12 protein-coding genes and 1 tRNA gene are annotated in these 15,961 nt (G+C 73.9%); 3 read left to right on the forward strand and 10 right to left on the reverse strand.

The features are described 5' to 3' along the window. Positions 1-948 precede the first annotated feature (948 nt). Both ABD224_RS01290 and ABD224_RS01295 read left to right on the forward strand, forming a co-directional pair. A complete protein-coding gene (locus tag ABD224_RS01290; RefSeq protein ID WP_344045729.1) occupies positions 949-1,530 on the forward strand; it encodes a ribonuclease H family protein in 582 nt (193 codons plus the stop codon). A gap of 195 nt (positions 1,531-1,725) precedes the next feature. Then, positions 1,726-2,601 (forward strand): PhzF family phenazine biosynthesis protein, encoded by an 876-nt coding sequence (locus ABD224_RS01295; RefSeq protein WP_344045731.1) that lies wholly within the window; start codon positions 1,726-1,728, stop codon positions 2,599-2,601. Positions 2,602-2,607: 6 nt separating this feature from the next. Here ABD224_RS01295 and ABD224_RS01300 read toward each other — a convergent pair whose 3' ends face one another. The 9 genes from ABD224_RS01300 to ABD224_RS01340 form a co-directional block, all read right to left on the reverse strand. Beyond that, on the reverse strand, positions 2,608-3,798 hold the full coding sequence (locus tag ABD224_RS01300; RefSeq protein WP_344045733.1) for a vWA domain-containing protein: 1,191 nt from the start codon (positions 3,796-3,798) through the stop codon (positions 2,608-2,610). 10 nt (positions 3,799-3,808) lie between these two features. After that, complete coding sequence (locus tag ABD224_RS01305; protein ID WP_344045735.1) at positions 3,809-5,014, reverse strand: sigma 54-interacting transcriptional regulator; 1,206 nt, start codon at positions 5,012-5,014, stop codon at positions 3,809-3,811. Then, entirely contained in the window at positions 5,011-6,843 is a 1,833-nt protein-coding gene (locus tag ABD224_RS01310; RefSeq protein ID WP_344045737.1) for an ankyrin repeat domain-containing protein, read from the reverse strand. Before ABD224_RS01310 ends, ABD224_RS01305 begins: the two co-directional genes overlap by 4 nt. Continuing rightward, on the reverse strand, positions 6,840-7,973 hold the full coding sequence (locus tag ABD224_RS01315; protein WP_344045739.1) for a leucine-rich repeat domain-containing protein: 1,134 nt from the start codon (positions 7,971-7,973) through the stop codon (positions 6,840-6,842). The genes ABD224_RS01310 and ABD224_RS01315 overlap by 4 nt, the downstream gene beginning before the upstream one ends. A gap of 109 nt (positions 7,974-8,082) precedes the next feature. Further along, positions 8,083-8,155 (reverse strand) — tRNA-Cys (locus tag ABD224_RS01320). Between the two features lie 276 nt (positions 8,156-8,431). Continuing rightward, positions 8,432-9,082 (reverse strand): thymidine kinase, encoded by a 651-nt coding sequence (locus tag ABD224_RS01325; protein WP_344045741.1) that lies wholly within the window; start codon positions 9,080-9,082, stop codon positions 8,432-8,434. A gap of 58 nt (positions 9,083-9,140) precedes the next feature. Continuing rightward, positions 9,141-10,382 (reverse strand): alkaline phosphatase family protein, encoded by a 1,242-nt coding sequence (locus ABD224_RS01330; RefSeq protein ID WP_344045743.1) that lies wholly within the window; start codon positions 10,380-10,382, stop codon positions 9,141-9,143. After that, positions 10,382-10,978 (reverse strand): DUF5998 family protein, encoded by a 597-nt coding sequence (locus tag ABD224_RS01335; protein ID WP_344045745.1) that lies wholly within the window; start codon positions 10,976-10,978, stop codon positions 10,382-10,384. Before ABD224_RS01335 ends, ABD224_RS01330 begins: the two co-directional genes overlap by 1 nt. A 50-nt stretch (positions 10,979-11,028) precedes the next feature. Beyond that, positions 11,029-14,037 carry a bifunctional acetate--CoA ligase family protein/GNAT family N-acetyltransferase gene (locus tag ABD224_RS01340; RefSeq protein WP_344045747.1) on the reverse strand — a complete coding sequence of 1,003 codons (3,009 nt, stop codon included), beginning with the start codon at positions 14,035-14,037 and terminating at the stop codon, positions 11,029-11,031. Between the two features lie 397 nt (positions 14,038-14,434). On the opposite strand from ABD224_RS01340, the gene ABD224_RS01345 reads away from it, so the two are divergent. Then, positions 14,435-14,716 (forward strand): HPr family phosphocarrier protein, encoded by a 282-nt coding sequence (locus tag ABD224_RS01345; RefSeq protein ID WP_344045749.1) that lies wholly within the window; start codon positions 14,435-14,437, stop codon positions 14,714-14,716. Positions 14,717-14,813: 97 nt separating this feature from the next. Here the strand turns inward: ABD224_RS01345 and ABD224_RS01350 are convergent, their stop codons facing one another. Then, the gene (locus tag ABD224_RS01350; protein ID WP_344045751.1) at positions 14,814-15,572 is read right to left on the reverse strand and encodes a M23 family metallopeptidase; all 759 of its coding nucleotides are present in this window, start codon (positions 15,570-15,572) and stop codon (positions 14,814-14,816) included. Between the last annotated feature and the right edge of the window lie 389 nt (positions 15,573-15,961).

The following is a 15,961-nucleotide window of genomic DNA, read 5'->3' on the forward strand; positions in this document are numbered from 1 at the left end:
CACCACCCGACGGGAGCGCGGGCGCAGAAGGGCTCGCTCGGGGCACCGAACAGCCTCACACGATTCCCCGGCCGATGACGGCCGAAGCCCCGGACGCCGATCACGTGCTTCGGTCCGGACGGCTGTCACGGCATCGCCTGGACGATGCCGCATCTGAGGGGAAGGACCGATCCCCGCACTGACGCCCCAACCGTGACCGCGGGTGGTCCGCTTGCCTTAGCCCGCCCCCAGGGCCGTCCTGGCTTCGCTGCCCTCCCAGCCGCTGGGGGTGCGCCGGATGACCTCGACGGTGAAGACATCACGGATGGAGGCGGCCGACCACGGTTCGGCCGGCGGCTCGGAGAGTACGGGGCAGAGGCGGCCGGCCCTGGCCGGCAGGATGTGGTCGACTTCCAGGAGCCGCGCCGCGCCTGCACGGAGGCCGGCGTGGGACGTCCGGCCGGCGCCGGGAACCTCGTAGAGGGCAAGACCGTGCCGGTGACGCACCTGACGTCGACGACCGCGGAGCCCTCGGGCTGTCGGTCCGCGCGCAGGAGGGCCGCCATCGGTTCGAACCGCACGGCTTCGTGTGTCCTGCAGGCGCGGTCGGCGGCGACAGCCGCCTCACGTGCTGGAGCAGGTCCGCGGCCGGCTCGGCCGTGTGCGGGGTGGTGGCCACGCCCTTGAGCAGGGCTGCCGGAAGTGGACCAAGGCCGGCTGACCGGCTTCCGCGGATGCCGCGCTCGTGCATGAGGGGGCGCACGCGACCTTGCAAGGGGCGCGTGGGTGTGCAGAGGGCGCGGTGGATGCGAGAGGCGCCCCGGTCTGGAACCGGGTCGTCCCCCACCGCCGTCCTCCCCATCCCGCCCTGCTTCGCCTCTCGCCCTCTGCGCACAGGAGGATCCGCCGATGGGCCGTCGGTCTCCGCTCGCTCGCCCGCCCCGCCTTGTCCTCCGAGGCCGCCGGCAGGTGCACTACGAGGGTGCGGTCAAGACACTCCAGTACCGGCCGATCGTTCTCGCCACGGACGCCTCCGTCGCCGCCGACAAGGTGGGCACCGGCTACCTCGCCACCAGCGGCGAGACCGGACTGCGCGCCCACGTCTACCCGCGGCACCTCGTCAAGGCCCGGGCCCGCGTGGTCGTCACCGAACTCCGGGCGGTCTACTGGGGGCTGCGGCGCGTCGTCGCAGCGCACCCCGGACAGCCCGTCGAGGTGCGCGTCGACAACCTCGACGCCCTGGGCTTCCTGCACGCGTGGCAGAACGGCAGCAGCCGGATGCCGGACGGGTACGAGACCCGGCTGCGCTCGCGGGGCCGCCGGCCCAGCCTCGTCAAACTGCAAATGTATGCGGAATACACGCCCGGCCTGACCTTCGTCCATGAGAAGGCCCACGTGGGCAACCCGCTCAACGAGGCCGCCGACTCCCTGGCCAAGCTCGGCCTGCGCTCCCTGCGCGGTACGGTGCCGGCGACCGAGATACCCCGGCTGGTCCCCCTCTGGGCGAGCGGGGCGCTGGCCGAGTACCGGCGAAGCCGGAACCGGGGCTGAGGCCCGCGTCTGTTCGCGTGCGGTGTCCACCGGGTGGCCGACCGGCCGCCGAGCGGCAGCGGCCGCGCGAGGCCGGGACGGCTCGAGGAGGGCGAACAGGGCTCACCGCCGGAGGCGGAGCCGGCCGCGTGCCGATGGCTGCGCGATCGTTCCCGGGGCCGGAATAGCCGTGGGCCGCCCTGTGTTGCCGCGGACATGGCGATGAATGCACCGCGGCCCGACATCCTGCGCTACACCGCCTTCTCCACCACCCCCGACGGCGGAAACCCCGCCGGTGTCGTCCTGGACGCCACCGGTCTGGACGACAGCGACATGCTGGCCATCGCCGCCGGCCTCGGGTACTCGGAGTCCGCGTTCCTGACCGCGTCTCCGGAGGATCTCGGCGGCCAGGAGGGACGCGCGTACGGCATCCGTTGCTTCAGCCCCAAGGCCGAGGTGCCGTTCTGCGGGCACGCCACCCTCGCGACCGCCGTCGCGCTCGCCGAGCGGATCGGCCCCGGGGAGCTGGTGTTCGCGACGCGCGCCGGCACCGTGCCGGTGGAGGTGACCGAGGAGAACGGGACGCTCAGGGCCACGCTCACCAGCGTCGAGCCGTACATCGAGAAGATCGCCGAGGACGACCTCGCGGAGGCGCTCGCCGCGCTCGGCTGGCCGGCCGGCGACCTCGACCCCGCCTTCCCGCCGCGTATCGCGTTCGCCGGTGCCCGTCATCTCGTTCTCGCGGCGGCGACGCGCGCCCGCCTCGCGGACCTCGCGTACGACTTCGCACGCCTCGAGGCCCTGATGCACCGTCTGGACCTGACCACGGTCCAGCTGGTGTGGCGGGAGTCGGCCACCGTCTTCCACGTCCGTGACCCGTTCCCCGTCGGTGGTGTCGTCGAGGACCCGGCGACCGGCGCCGCGGCCGCCGCGTTCGGTGCGTACGCCCGGGATCTCGGCCTGGTCCCCGAGGACGCCGTTCTCACCCTGCACCAGGGCGAGGACCTGGGCCGTCCCGGCGAGCTCACGGTGACGCTGCGCGCGGGCGACCCGCGCGTCCGGGTCAGTGGCGCGGGGACACGCATCGGCTGAGCGTCGTCAGGCGGGGGTGGGGATGCGTACCGTCTCCACCCAGCTCGGAGGCTGCGGTGCGTCGGGGCCGATCAGGGCCGCGATGAGACGGCAGGACGGGATCTCGTCGGGCCAGGGCGTGAAGCCGTCGGTGAGGACGACGACGATGGACGGGCGGTCCCGTGCCGCGAGCGCGGCGTCGATCCCGACCCGCATGTCCGTGCCGCCACCGCCGGCGAGGCTGATCTGCTCGGTGGTCGTCACCCGGGACACGGCATGCACATCGGCGTCGCACGCGAGGACGGTGACGCGGTTGCCCTGGATGCCGACCTCGCGCAGCACACCCGTCACCTCTCCCAGGGCGGCCGCGAGTTCCGCCTCGCCCATCGAGCCCGAGGTGTCGATGACAATGGCCACCCGGGGCAGCGGACGACGCAGGCTCGGCAGGACGACCCCGCGCAGCGCCGGTGTGCGGCGCGACGGGCGGCGGTAGGTGTAGTCGACGGCCCCGCCGGCCCATGCGGCGGCCTCGCGGACCGCGCCGGTCAGCGCCTGCCGCCAGTCCACCGTGGGTTCCAGGACCTCCTCCGCCCAGCGCTGCCAGCCCGCGGGCAGGGTGCCGCGGGCACGCTGGTGGGCGCGCATCGCCTCGGCGGTGTGCCGGCGCAGTGCCTGGGCCTCGACCTCGCTCAGCCGGGCGGGACCGGCGGTTCCCGGAAGCTCCCAGGGCACCGGGCGGCCGTGGGCTCCCGATCCGCAGTCGTGTCCCCGCACCTGTGGGGGCAGCTGCTCGAGGTAGGCCTCGAACAGCTGCCCGCTGGACAGGCCGAAGAGGCGGGGCTCGGCACGTCCGTCGGGCAGACGCAGGCCGTCGGCGAGCAGGTCGTCGTTGATCTCGCAGTCCTGGGCGACATTGACGCGGTGCCAGTCGCGCTGCTCGGCGGCGGGGAGCCGGTCGGCGCGGCCGTGGTGGTCGCGCAGCAGATGCGCCACCTCGTGCACCCATACGCCCGCGAGTTCCTCCACGGGGGTCGCGTCGACGAAGGCGGGGGACACATAGCAGCGCCAGTGCCGGTCCACTCCCATCGTCGGCACCTCGCGGCAGGCCACGACGGTCAGGGCGTACAGGGCCGACGCCAGATAGGGCCGGTCGCTCGCCGCCCGGTAGCGGGCGGCGAGCAGTTTGGTCATGTCCAGGTCCCTGCGGGATTCCTTCATGCCCTCGGCCTCACCGGCCGCCGGGCAGGGCCCCGGACATCTGCAGCAGATCCAGGAATCCGTCGATGCCGGGGGGCACGGGCCAGTCGGGGTGCCGCATCGCCGCGAGGTCGGTGGCGGCCCGGGCGGCCACGTCGGGGACGCCCGCTTCCACGGCCTTGGCCAGGACCGCCCAGCCGGCCTCCCAGCGGGGCCGGGTGAGGTTGCCCTGGATGGCGGCGACCACCGCGATGAGGAAGGCCAGCTGCCGGTCACCGCGCTGGGGCAGGGCGAAGGCGTCGGGATCGGCGAGGACCCGCTCGGGGTCCGGCAGGTCGAGGTGTTCCAGGTACGACAGCAGTTCGATGCCCGCGCCGTCGCCGACGGCGCCGGTGAGCGCGGCGGCCAGTGCCTCGCGGCCGACGCCGGCCGCGTATCCCGTCGCGAGCAGCCGCAGCGCCATCTCCCAGGTCCGCGGGGACGGCCATGCCCGGCCCCGGCTCTCGGCGTCGGCGGGGATGTGGTGGGTCAGGCCCGGGCGGGCCGTGAGGAAACCGGAGACGGCGCCGCGGGCCCGTGCGACGGCACCGGGCACCTTGGCCGGGTCGACCACGGGTATGGCCACCTCCGGCCAGGTGCCGGCCATGCCGCGCGCGACCGTGGCGGGGTCGTGGGTCCAGCTGAGGTGGACGAAGCGGTTGGCGAGCGGCGGGCTGAGATGCCAGCCGTCCGCGGCACTCGACGGCGGGTTGGCGGCGGCGACGATGCGCACCGCCTCGGGCAGGGCGAGGCTGCCGACCCGGCGTTCGAGGACGACACGCAGCAGCGCCGCCTGCACGGCCGGTGGCGCGGAGGACAGCTCGTCGAAGAAGAGCAGGCCCTGTCCGGCGCGGGTGAGCCGGACCGCCCAGTCGGGCGGGGCCATCGGGACACCGGTCACGGCCGGGTCGTCCCCGACGATCGGCAGTCCGGCGAAGTCCGACGGCTCGTGCACGCTGGCGATGACCGTCTCCAGGTGAATGCCGAGTCCGGCGGCGAGCTGCTCCAGGCCGGCCGACTTGCCGATGCCCGGTTCACCCCACAGCAGAACGGGCTGATTGGCCGTCACGGCCAGGGCGAGCGCCTCCAGCTGGGTGCTGGTGGCGGGCTCGGTCCGCCGGGTGCGCAGCCTGCTGAGGAGGTCGTCCGCGGCGGCCAGCGGTCCCGGCCCGGTGCGGAAGGTGGGGGTGGTGGTCACGAGTTCTCGCCCTCGCCGTCGTCCTCGCTGTTCTCGCCGCCCAGGCTCTCGTACACGTACGCCTCGTCCTCCTCGGCCTCGTCCATCAACGCCTCCCACCAGTCGGCGCTGATGTCCGGATGTTCCTCGAGTACACGCTCCCGCAGGAAGGTCAGGTCGGAACGCTTGTACCGGCGAACGACCTGGGCCAGCGAGAGCCCCTGGTGGTCGACCACGTCGATCCGGGCGCCGGCGGCAAGAAGCGCCTCCACGAGGGCCTTGGAACCGCCGTCGTTGACCGCCGTGAACAGCGGTGTGCGCTCCCGGTGGTCCCGGGCCTCCAGGTCGAGGCCTTCCGCGAGCAGCCGGGGCAGAAGCAGCTCGTGGTCGAGCAGATGCAGCGCATGGAGCAGCGTGCGCCGGCCGGCGTCGCGCACCCGGGGATCCATTCCCGCGTCCAGAAGGGCGAGCACGCCCTGGGTGTCGCCGTGCTGGGCGCGCAGGAACAGCTCCCGCTGCTGGGCGCGCAGTGCCTTCGGCAGCCGGCCGGTTCCCGACGTCCACGTCTGCTGGACGGCGAAGCACCCGGCGACGGCGCCGCCGAAGGCACGCAGGGCCTGCTCGCGCCGCTGTTCCTCGTCGCTGTGCGGCATGTGGAGCAGGCTGCCGCCCTTGCGGAACCCCACCTCGTGCCATTCGCCGCGGCACCTCACCCGGACGGGTGCGAGAGCGGCGGGACCCGGTGGTCCGGCGGTCTCGTCGGTGACCTCGAGTACGGGGAACAGCGCCTCACGGACCAGCGGGTGCAGATGTTCCGGCTCGACTCCGCCGATGCGCAGCAGGTCGAGGTCGGGGAGCCTGCGCCAGAGTGCCTCGGCCAGGTGGGGCATGTCCTTGCCCTCGTCCGAGTGGACGACCCTCACCCGTAGCCCGGCACGGCTGTCCGCCGGCTCCAGCAGGACGTGCGCATACACGTTCACGCTGCCGACCATGCGGAAGCGGTCCCCGACGCCCTCGTCCGCCAGGCGGCGGACCTCCCGCTCCAGGCGGGTGTGGTCGAACGCGAGCCTGCCGAGGAGCTGCTCCGGTTCGGCCCGGTACCACGTGGGGAAGCCACTCGAGCGTGTCAGGTCGACCTCGATCCCGGCCACGGCGAAGGCCGCCTGGATCTCTCCCCTCTGATGCAGCAGGGCGGCCCACTCGGCCTGCGCCACCGCGTCGTCGGGGCCGGGATCGGCCGTGGGCAGCTCGTCCGTACCGCGCGGCCTGCCGTCGGGGTGGAAGAACGGCAGCCGCTCGCGGCCACCGCACCGCTCGCGCAGTTCGGCGGTGTGCCGGGCGTCCCACAGGTGCCGGGCGTACCGCCAGTCCTCGGTCAGGATCCCGAAGACACCGGCGGCCTGCTCGTCCCCGACCGTCTGGAAACGCAGGGTGAGCCGCTGCGGGCCCTCGGTCATCGGGGGCGTGGTGAGGTGAAGGTACGGCGTGGAGCGAGGGCTCTCGCCCGCTTCCACCGGCCGGTAGCGGGCGAGGACCACGTTCCGGTGGGGGACAAGGGTGGTCAGCCCGCCCGGGAGCCGGGGCAGATGCCAGCGCACCAGATCCGGGACCAGATGGCGCAGGTCGTCCTCCAGCGCCGCGGCGACGTCGTGGCCCCAGCGCTCGCCGACCTCGGACAGGTCGAAGGCGACGTCCACGTTGGCCGCCGCGCACGCTCCCCGCCAGTCACCGGCCAGGCGGCGTTCGGTCGCGCGCTCGATCATCCCCCGGGGGACCGCGTAGCGGCGGATCCGCCGCCAGCTCGCCGCCTCCTCCGGTGGAAACCACGGGAGTTCGGGGCGGGGGCTCACCGGTAGACACTCCCTATCGCGCGCAGGTCGGGGTGGGCCCTGCTCACGGGCCGCAGGCGCCGGGCGAAGGAGCGCTTCACCTTCCGGGGCAGCCCGGGCCCCAGACCGACGTACTCCAGGGGCGAGTCGTCCGGCACGGCCGCCAGCAGGGCCTTCGCGCCCCGTCCGGTGAGCCCGGTGTGGCGCAGCTCGAGCCGGCGCAGCGGGCTGCCCGGAAGCGCGGCGGCCAGGGCGTGGGCCCCTTCGTCACCGGTGGTGTTGGCGGGGGCGCCGAGGCTGCGCTCCGACGGCGGCCTCCCCAGGTCGAGCGCCTCGATGCCGTCCAGGGCGTCGGCGAGGGCGCGCGCCCCGGCGGGGCCGATCCCGTTGCCGCCCAGCCCGAGGCGCACCGGCCGTCCGGAGTCGGCCGCGGCCGCGAGGACGGCGGCGCCCTTGTCGCCGAGGTGGTTGGCGGGCAGGTACAGCTCGCGCACGCCCGCCTCGCGGATCAGCGCCGCCAGCAGCCCGGCGGCGTCGGCGGTCAGGCCGTTTCCGCCGAGGAAGAGGCGTTCCACCGGGCGCGGGCGGCTGGTGAGGGCGTCCAGCAGGGCGCGCAGCCCCGCGGTGGTGACGCCGGTGTTGACCAGGTCGAGGGTGCGCAGTGCGGTGTTGCGGCGGAGCATCGCGGCGAGCGCGAAAACACCGTCGTCGCCCACCGGGTTGCGCTTGAGCCACAGGGCACGGACGGTCCCGTCCGTCGACAGCGCGTCGGCGAGCGCGCGGGCACCTTCCGGGCCGATGCGGTTGCAGCCGAGGTAGAGCGTGTGCAGCGTGTGGCCGTCGACGAGCGCCCGGGCCACCGCCGACGCACCTTCGTCGCCGAGGGCGTTGGTGCCGAACAGGATGTGCCGGGCGTGCGGCGAGGTCGCGACGACGGGCATCAGACGAGCGGCGCCGGCCGCTCCGAGCCCCTGCTTGCACAGGTCGACGCGTCCGTCCGCGCACAGGGTGCCGAGCGGGAAGGTCTCATCGGTCTCGACCGCTTGCGCCGACGTCAGCCGGTCCAGCAGCGGGTCCAGCCCGGAGGGGTCGTTGAGCGGGACGTCCGGGGCCTCGATCGCCGGGCAACGCACGGGTGTCGGCTGCGTCATCATCACTCCACCGGTCCATCGCCGGTGCCCGGCTCGCCGAGGGCGGCACCGCCCTCCGCCCGCCCGGAACGGACCGACGCCGGTCAACTTTCCACAGAGACAAAGGCGGCAAGACTGGCCGGATTCGAACCGGCGTCCTCCCGCTTGCTGCGAGGGCGCGACGACCTCTGCGCTACAGCCTTGCCGAGGGGATCATAGTCCCGTCCGCTTTGAAGTTGATCAGACTTCAACTTTTTTGCCGTTCCTCTGTCCTTCGTTCTCCTGTCCTTCGTTCTCCTGTCCTTCGTTCTCCGCTCGGGGACTCGGTCTTCCGAGGACGCCGGAGTCGCTCTGGGCGGCCCGGGGCCGTGATGGCACCGGCTGCCGTCACCGCCCCCGCGGACGACCGGCCGGAAACCGGACGCGCCCCGTTCGCACGGGCGCGCCCGCCACCTGAGCAGGGATCAGCTGAACGGGAATCAGTCGGAGGTCACGGGCAGGGCGTCCGACGACCGCGCGGCGGCGCGGGCCGAGGCGGCCGTCATGCGGAGGCGGTGGTGACGGCGGCACAGGACCTCGTAGCCGATCTCGTCCGTGGAGCTGGTCACGTCGCCGACGACCACCTGGGCGCCCTCGACGACCATGACGCCGCCCACCGTACGGGCGTTGTGCGTGGCACGGGCGCCGCACCAGCACAGGGCCTCGACCTGGAGCACCTCGATCCGGTCGGCCAGTTCGACCAGGCGCTGGGAACCGGGAAACAGCTTGGTGCGGAAATCCGTGGTGATGCCGAAGGCGTAGACGTCGATCCCCAGGTCGTCGACCACGCGCGCGAGCTGGTCGATCTGCTCGGGCGCGAGGAACTGGGCCTCGTCCGCGATCACATAGTCGGCGCGCTCGCCCCGGGAGAGGCGGTCGGCGACATGGGCGTACAGGTCCATGCCGTCCTCGGCCTCCACCGCGTCGGTGACCAGGCCGAGACGGGAGGAGAGCCTGCCCTGCCCGGCGCGGTCGTTGCGGGTGAAGATGACGCCCGTCAGCCCGCGCGTGGAGCGGTTGTGCTCGATCTGCAGAGCCAGTGTCGACTTCCCGCAGTCCATCGTTCCGGAGAAGAACACCAGCTCGGGCATGGGTGATGGGACACCTTTCGGTGAGTGCGCGTGCGGATACGGTGTGCGGACGGTGGCGTCAGGAGCGTACTTCGAGCAAGGGGACGAGCTGCTCGGCAGGAGTCATCGAACCATGGTTGCCGACCATCGAGGACTCGTTGGGCTCCCGTTCGGAGGCGATGAGCAGGACGTCGTCACGGGCGGCGGCGACCACGTCGCCGATCCTCTCGTACACGCGCTCGTCGACCCGCGGCCCGAACCAGCCGGCCGCGATCGCCTCGTCGCGGGAGGCGACCCAGAACTGCTCGCCGAGCACCTCGCGCCAGCAGGCCAGGACGTCGCCCTCCGCCCCCGGCACCGCGTAGACGTGCCGGGCGCGTCCCTCGCCGCCGAGCAGGGCGACTCCGGCGCGCAGCTCCCACTCCTCGTCGAAGTCGTAGCGGTGCTGCTCGTCGAACGGGATGTCGACCATGCCGTGGTCGGCGGTGATGTAGAGCGCGCTGCGCGGCGGCAGCTGCTCGGCCAGGCGCTGGGCGAGCCGGTCCACGTGCATGAGCTGGCCGCGCCAGGTGTCGGAGTCGACGCCGTAGCGATGGCCGGCGCCGTCGAGTTCGGAGTAGTAGGTGTAGACGAGGGCGCGGTCGGCGGCGGCCAGCTGTTCGGCCGCGAGATCCATCCGCTCCTCCCCGGTCAGCCGTCCCAGGAACGTTCCACCGCTGAGCGCGATCCTGGTCAGCGGGGTGTTCTCGAAGAGGGGTGAGGACACCTGGGCGGCGTGCACCCCCGCCCGGTGGGCCAGCTGGAAGACGGTGGGGTACGGCTGCCAGGAGCCCGGCTCGGTGTACGGCTGCCAGCGCAGCTGGTTCATCAGCTCGCCGGTGGCCGGGTTGCGCACGGTGTAGCCGGGCAGGCCGTGGGCGCCCGGGGGCAGGCCGGTGCCGACCGAGGCGAGGGAGGTCGCCGTGGTGGCCGGGTAGCCGGCGGTGAGCGGACGGCCGGTGCCGCCGCGGGAGCTGCCGAGCAGGGAGGTGAGGAAGGGGGCTTCCTCGGGGTGCGCCTTCAGCTGCTCCCAGCCGAGGCCGTCGACCAGGAAGACGCAGGCGCGGTCGACGGGGGTCAGCTCGGGGATCGCGGCGGTCGTCTCCGGTACGCCCATGCCGGCGGCCAGCGTGGGCAGCAGGTCGGCGAGCGAGCCGGACCCGTACTGCGGGACGGGCGCGGACTCGACGGCGAGGGGCTGCGGCCGGTTCCAGGCGGTGGCGTCGTCGGAGGCGGGCACGGGACGCCCGTGGTTCCTGGCGGCGGGAGACGGGCGCGTCATCAGCGGCTCGGGTTCGCGGTGGCCTCGGAAATGGCCTGCGCGAAGGCCAGGGCCTGACGCACCGTCTCCGGGCCGTCTCCGGCCTCGCTGACGCGCAGGCTGAGGTCGTCGGCCGTCGAGTTGCCCGTGTAGCCGTGGTCCGCCTCGCAGTTGGGGTCGCCGCAGGCGGCGGGCTCGAGGTCGATGCGGGAGACGGCGCCCCAGCCGATGGTCAGCACGATCTCGCGGGGCAGGGTGCCCGGCGTGTACTGCTCCGGGTTGGAGACCACGCGGCTGACCACGACCGAGGAGATCCGGTCGAGCCTCACCGACTCGGTGGAGGTCGTGGCGTACGGCGTCGGGGAGGTGCTGTCGGCGGCCTGCTCGTCGGTGTGGCTGACGATGAAACGGGTGCTGGTGAGGACGAGCACCGTCACATGCCGCCGTACTTCGTTCTGGTCGAATGTCGTCTCCTGGTGGACCAGGTACGACCGGATGGGCTCGCCGCCCACGGCGGCCTCCACCGCCTCGGCCACGAGAGCCGGGTAGTAGCCGCTGCGCTCGATCGCCGCGCGCAGCCCCTGGGTCGTCGTACTGGTCTTGGCCATGCGGTCCATCCTACGGGGGCGCGCCGACTGCGAGGCACCGCCGTGGGCGGGGGCCTCGTTCAGTACACCGGGAGGGTGCGCGGGCCGAGGTCGTCGCGGGCGGGCGGGGGCGCCAGACGCACGGTGGCGCCCAGGACGCTGAGCCCGCGCGGGGCGACGACGACCGGCTCCAGGGTGACGGCGACGACCTCCGGATGGTCGTCGACCAGCCGCGACACCCGCAGCAGCAGCTCCTGCAGCGCGGGGGTGTCGACCGGGTCCGAGCCGCGCCAGCCGAACAGCAGGGGGGCCGTGCGGATGGACCGGATCATCGAGACGGCCTCGCGTTCGGTGACCGGGATCAGTCGGTGCGCCATGTCGTCGAGCAGCTGTGAGGCCGCTCCGGCGAGCCCGAAGGAGAGCACGGCGCCGGCCGCGGGGTCGATGACCGCGCGGACCAGGGTGTCGACTCCTCGGGGCGCCATCGCCTGCACCACCGGCCGCAGCTGCTCGGGCGTGCCGAAGAGGTCGGTCAATTCGGCGTACGTCCGGCGCAGTTGTTCCTCGTCGGCGAGGTCGAGCCGTACGCCGCCCAGGTCGGCGCGGTGCCGCAGATGCGGGGCGGTGGCCTTCAGGGCGACGGGGTAGCCGAGGGTGCGGGCGGCCTCGACGGCGGCCTCGGGGCTGGGGGCGGGCAGGGCGCGGTGGACGCGGATGCCGTACCGGCCGAGCAGCTCGCAGGTCTCCTCCATGCCCAGGGTCAGTCCCTGCCCGCGTGCGAGCAGCCCGTCGATGAGCGCGGCGGCGCCCTTCTCGTCGATGTCCTCGTACTCGGGCACCTTGCCGGGGTCGGCGGCCTCCCGCCGCCACTGGGCGTACCGGACGGCCTCGGCGAGGGCCCGGACGGCGCGTTCGGCGGCGGGGTAGGCGGTGATGAGGCGGGTGCCGGTGCCCCGGGACCCCTCGGGGGCCGTGCCGGACGGCTGCCCGTCCCCGTTCCCCGGCTCCGTGATCGCCTTCGGGTCCGTCCCGGTCCCGGGATGCGGGTCCGTTCCGGCCCGGGGGTCCGGGCCGGGCCGCGGTCCCCCGGCGGACTCCTCGTCCGCGCCGGGCCGGGAGCCGGTGTCCGCCCGCGGCTCCGTCCCGGACTCCGCGTCCGCGCCGGACGGCGGGGTCCCGTCCGTCCGCGGGGCCGCCCCCGGCCGGTCCGGCCGGGTCTGCTGCGGGCCCGTGCCGGCGGCCACCGACAGGGCCGTGGCCAGACCGCCGAACTCGACGTGGACCACCAGGACCGGCTTGTGGGGCACCGTCTGCGCGGCCGAGCGCAGGGCCTCGGCCAGGGCCGCGTCCTCGGCGGCGCCCTCGCCCACGGCCGGTATCGCCGTGACGACGACGGCGTCGGTGGTCTCGTCGGCGAGGGCCCGGCACAGGGCCCGCCGGAAGTCCTCCGGCGACGCCGCCGTCGTCAGGTCCTGCGGCGGCTGCGGGCGCAGCCCCTCGGCGAGGCAGCGGTCGTAGGTGAGCACCCCCAGCGACTCGGAGTTGCCGAGGATCGCCACCCGCGGGCCGGGCGGCAGCGGCTGCCGGGCGAGCAGCAGGCCGGTGTCGACCAGTTCGGTGATGGTGTCCACGCAGATCACGCCGACCTGCCGCAGCAGCGCGGCGACCGTCGCGCGCGGCAGCCGTGTCCCCCGGACCGCGTGCCCCTGCGGGGTGGTCCCCGAGCCCTGCACCACGACCAGCGGCTTCACGGCCGCCGTGCGCCGGGCGAGGCGGGCGAACTTGCGCGGGTTGCCGATGGACTCCAGGTACATCAGGGCGACGTCGGTGTCGGGGTCGTCGTACCAGAACTGCATGACGTCGTTGCCGGAGACGTCCGCCCGGTTGCCCGCCGACACGAAGGTCGACACGCCCGTGACACCGGTGACCCCGCCGCCGCGCCGGTGCAGCCGGGACAGCAGCGCGATGCCGATCGCCCCGGACTGCGCGAACAGCCCGATGCGGCCGGGCCGCGGCATCTCGGGGGCGAGGGAGGCGTTCAGGCGTACGTCCGGCGAGGTGTTGATGACCCCGAAGGTGTTCGGCCCGAGAAGGCGCATGCCGTACGCGCGCGCGTGCCGCACCAGGGCACGCTGGCGCTCGCGCCCCTCGGGGCCGCTCTCCGCGTATCCGGCGGAGATCACGACGAGTCCCCGCACGCCGTGCTCGCCGCACTCGGTGACGACCTCCGGGACACGGTCGGCCGGCACGGCGACGACGGCGAGGTCGACGGGCTCGTCGATGTCCCGCACCGAGCGGTGGGCGGGTACGCCGTCGATCTCCTCGCAGTCCTCGTCGAAGGCCCGGTTCACGGCGTGGAGCCGGCCGGTGAACCCCCCGTTGCGGATGTTGTCGAGGATGCTGCGGCCCACGCCCCCGGGCGCGCGGCCCACGCCGATGACGGCGACGGAGCCGGGCACCAGCAGCCGCCGTACCGACCGTGCCTCGGCGCGCTGCTCCCGTGCGCGCTGCACGGCCAGGGAGCGGTCGGTCGGCTCGAGGTCGAGCTCCAGGCGTACGACGCCGTCCTCGAAGCTGCGCTTCTGGGTGTACCCGGCGTCCGTGAACACCTTGATCATCTTGGTGTTGGCGGGCAGCACCTCGGCGCTGAAGCGGCGGATGCCGCGCTCGCGGGCGACGGCCGCGATGTGCTCCAGGAGCGCGGAGGCGACCCCGCGTCCCTGATGGGCGTCCTGCACCAGGAAGGCGACCTCGGCCTCGTCGGAGGGCTCCGAGGCGGGCCTGCCGTCGGCACCGACGCGGTCGTAGCGCACGGTGGCGATGAACTCGCCGCCGATCGTGGCCGCGAGTCCCACCCGGTCCACGAAGTCGTGGTGCGTGAAGCGGTAGACGTCCTTGGCGGACAGACGCGGATAGGGCGCGAAGAAGCGGTAGTACTTGGACTCGTCCGACACCTTCTCGTAGAAGCTGACCAGACGGTCGGCGTCATCGGCGGTGATGGGGCGGATCCGCGTGGTGCCGCCGTCCCGCAGCACCACGTCGGCTTCCCAGTGGGCGGGGTAGTCGTGCCGGTCCGGCGAGGTCTGCATGGGCCCAGCGTACGGCCAGGGCCCTTCGTGTGGATCAGGTGCGTGGACCAGGCGTGTGGATCAGATCGGGCCGGGGAGCGGGAGTCCGGTGCCCGCCCCTCCCCCGCCCCCTTGGGCGACGGCGGGCAGCAGGACGGCGGGAGAGCTCGGGAAGGCGGCGGGACGGGAACCCTGCCGGCCGACGGCCGCGCGGCGGGGTGCGGCGTCAGGGCCCGCGAGCCCGCGTGATCCGCCGAGCGGCCTTGGCGTCCGGCGGCCGGGGAAGGCAGGCTGTGGGGGACGCACACCGGGCCGAGGCCGCGGTCCGGCGCCCCGGAGCGGAGCACGAGCCGCTCCGGACGGCTCATGTATGGAAAACTGGTCTAGACAACCATGGACACCTGAAGGGCAACATCACATGGCTGAGCGCCGCGTCACCGTCGGCTGGGCCGAGGGCCTTCACGCCCGCCCCGCCTCCATCTTCGTCCGGGCCGCCACGGCCGCAGGCATCCCCGTGACGATCGCCAAGGCCGGCGGCACCCCCGTCAACGCGGCCTCCATGCTGGCCGTGCTCGGCCTTGGCGCCAAGGGGGGCGAGGAGGTCGTCCTGGCCTCCGACGCCGAGGGCGCGGACGAGGCGCTGGACCGGCTGGCCAAGCTGGTCTCCGAGGGGCTCGAGGAGCTTCCCGAGACGGTCTGATCCCCGGCGGCCGGCCGGCCCGGTCGCGCACCGGAGCCGTGCCGCCTCTCCGGGCGGCACGGCTCCGCTTGCGTGTGCCGCCCTTGGCGGCGGCGTGTCAGAGGGTCACCCCGTGCTCGCGGAGGTAGGCCACGGGGTCGACGTCGGAGCCGTACTCCGGGGTCGCGCGGACCTCGAAGTGCAGATGTGCTCCGGTGACGTTGCCGGTCGCGCCGGACAGGCCGATCCGCTGGCCGGGGACGACCGTCTGGCCCACCGAGACACCGATGGACGACAGGTGGGCGTACTGGGTGTACATGCCGTCGGCCATCCTGATCACGACCTGGTTGCCGTACGCCCCGCCCCAGCCGGCCCGGACGACGGTGCCGGCGCCGACCGCGTGGACGGGGGTGCCGCTCGCGGCGTGGAAGTCGATGCCGGTGTGGGAGCCGGAGGACCACAGGGAGCCACCGCTCCTGTAGCCGGTGGAGACGTAGGAGCCGGAGACCGGCGGCACGAAGGTGCTCAGACGCCTGCGCTCGGCCTCACGGGCGGCGCGCTCCTTGGCCTCGCGCTCCTTCTTCGCCTGCTCCGCGGCCTTTCTCCGGGCGGTCTCCTCGGCCAGCTTCTGCCGGGCGGCCTGCTCCTGGGCGGCGGCCTGGGCGGCGATCTCCTCGGCGACGCTGTCGCCGAGGGTGACGACCGGGGTCAGGCCGGTGCTCTCGGGGGCGGGAGCCTCGGCGGCAAGGGCCGGGGAGGCGGCGAGCGTACCGACGACACCGGTGCCGGTCAGGGCCGCGACGCCCGCCGCGCGGGCGGTGGTGCGGTGCATCCGGCTGGGCCGGCGGTGCTTCCCGGGGGCGCGGGTGAACGCCATGTGGAGGCTGGTCCTTTCCTTCCCTGTCGCCTGCCGGGTCAGCGGTGGGTTCCCCCGGCCGTTTCGGCCTCGGGGAGGATCCGGAGCAGGAAGGTCTCCCGCGGGCACCCTCGCAGCACGCGCGGGCGTCCGGCTCACCCCAGGAATCTGGGTCCCTGTCCGCTCCGGGGATCTGGGCCTCTCCCGCCGCGCGGGCGGCGCCGAGGAGGGCGGGTCCCGGCTCCCCCGGCTCACGCCGTACGGGGACTCGGCGATGGCTGTCCGGTGCCGCGGGTGCGGCGCACTGCCCGACGAACAGCCGGACCGACGCTAGACGGGGCCGCTTTCGATTCCCAAACAAAACAGGGGTTTTGTAGCACAAACCACAAGGCAGATGAGCACATTCCCCT

It is taken from the genome of Streptomyces thermoalcalitolerans (assembly GCF_039525155.1).
In the GTDB taxonomy this organism is placed as follows: domain Bacteria; phylum Actinomycetota; class Actinomycetes; order Streptomycetales; family Streptomycetaceae; genus Streptomyces; species Streptomyces thermovulgaris.

What these genes read in the sequence shown, in the direction of transcription:
- ABD224_RS01335 (WP_344045745.1), bottom strand. Translation starts at nt 10,978, where the DNA reads ATGGACCGCATGGCCAAGACCAGTACGACGACCCAGGGGCTGCGCGCG.
- ABD224_RS01350 (WP_344045751.1), bottom strand. Translation starts at nt 15,572, where the DNA reads ATGGCGTTCACCCGCGCCCCCGGGAAGCACCGCCGGCCCAGCCGGATG.
- ABD224_RS01340 (WP_344045747.1), bottom strand. Translation starts at nt 14,037, where the DNA reads ATGCAGACCTCGCCGGACCGGCACGACTACCCCGCCCACTGGGAAGCC.
- ABD224_RS01300 (WP_344045733.1), bottom strand. Translation starts at nt 3,798, where the DNA reads ATGAAGGAATCCCGCAGGGACCTGGACATGACCAAACTGCTCGCCGCC.
- ABD224_RS01330 (WP_344045743.1), bottom strand. Translation starts at nt 10,382, where the DNA reads ATGACGCGCCCGTCTCCCGCCGCCAGGAACCACGGGCGTCCCGTGCCC.
- ABD224_RS01315 (WP_344045739.1), bottom strand. Translation starts at nt 7,973, where the DNA reads ATGACGCAGCCGACACCCGTGCGTTGCCCGGCGATCGAGGCCCCGGAC.
- ABD224_RS01325 (WP_344045741.1), bottom strand. Translation starts at nt 9,082, where the DNA reads ATGCCCGAGCTGGTGTTCTTCTCCGGAACGATGGACTGCGGGAAGTCG.
- ABD224_RS01295 (WP_344045731.1), top strand. Translation starts at nt 1,726, where the DNA reads ATGGCGATGAATGCACCGCGGCCCGACATCCTGCGCTACACCGCCTTC.
- ABD224_RS01345 (WP_344045749.1), top strand. Translation starts at nt 14,435, where the DNA reads ATGGCTGAGCGCCGCGTCACCGTCGGCTGGGCCGAGGGCCTTCACGCC.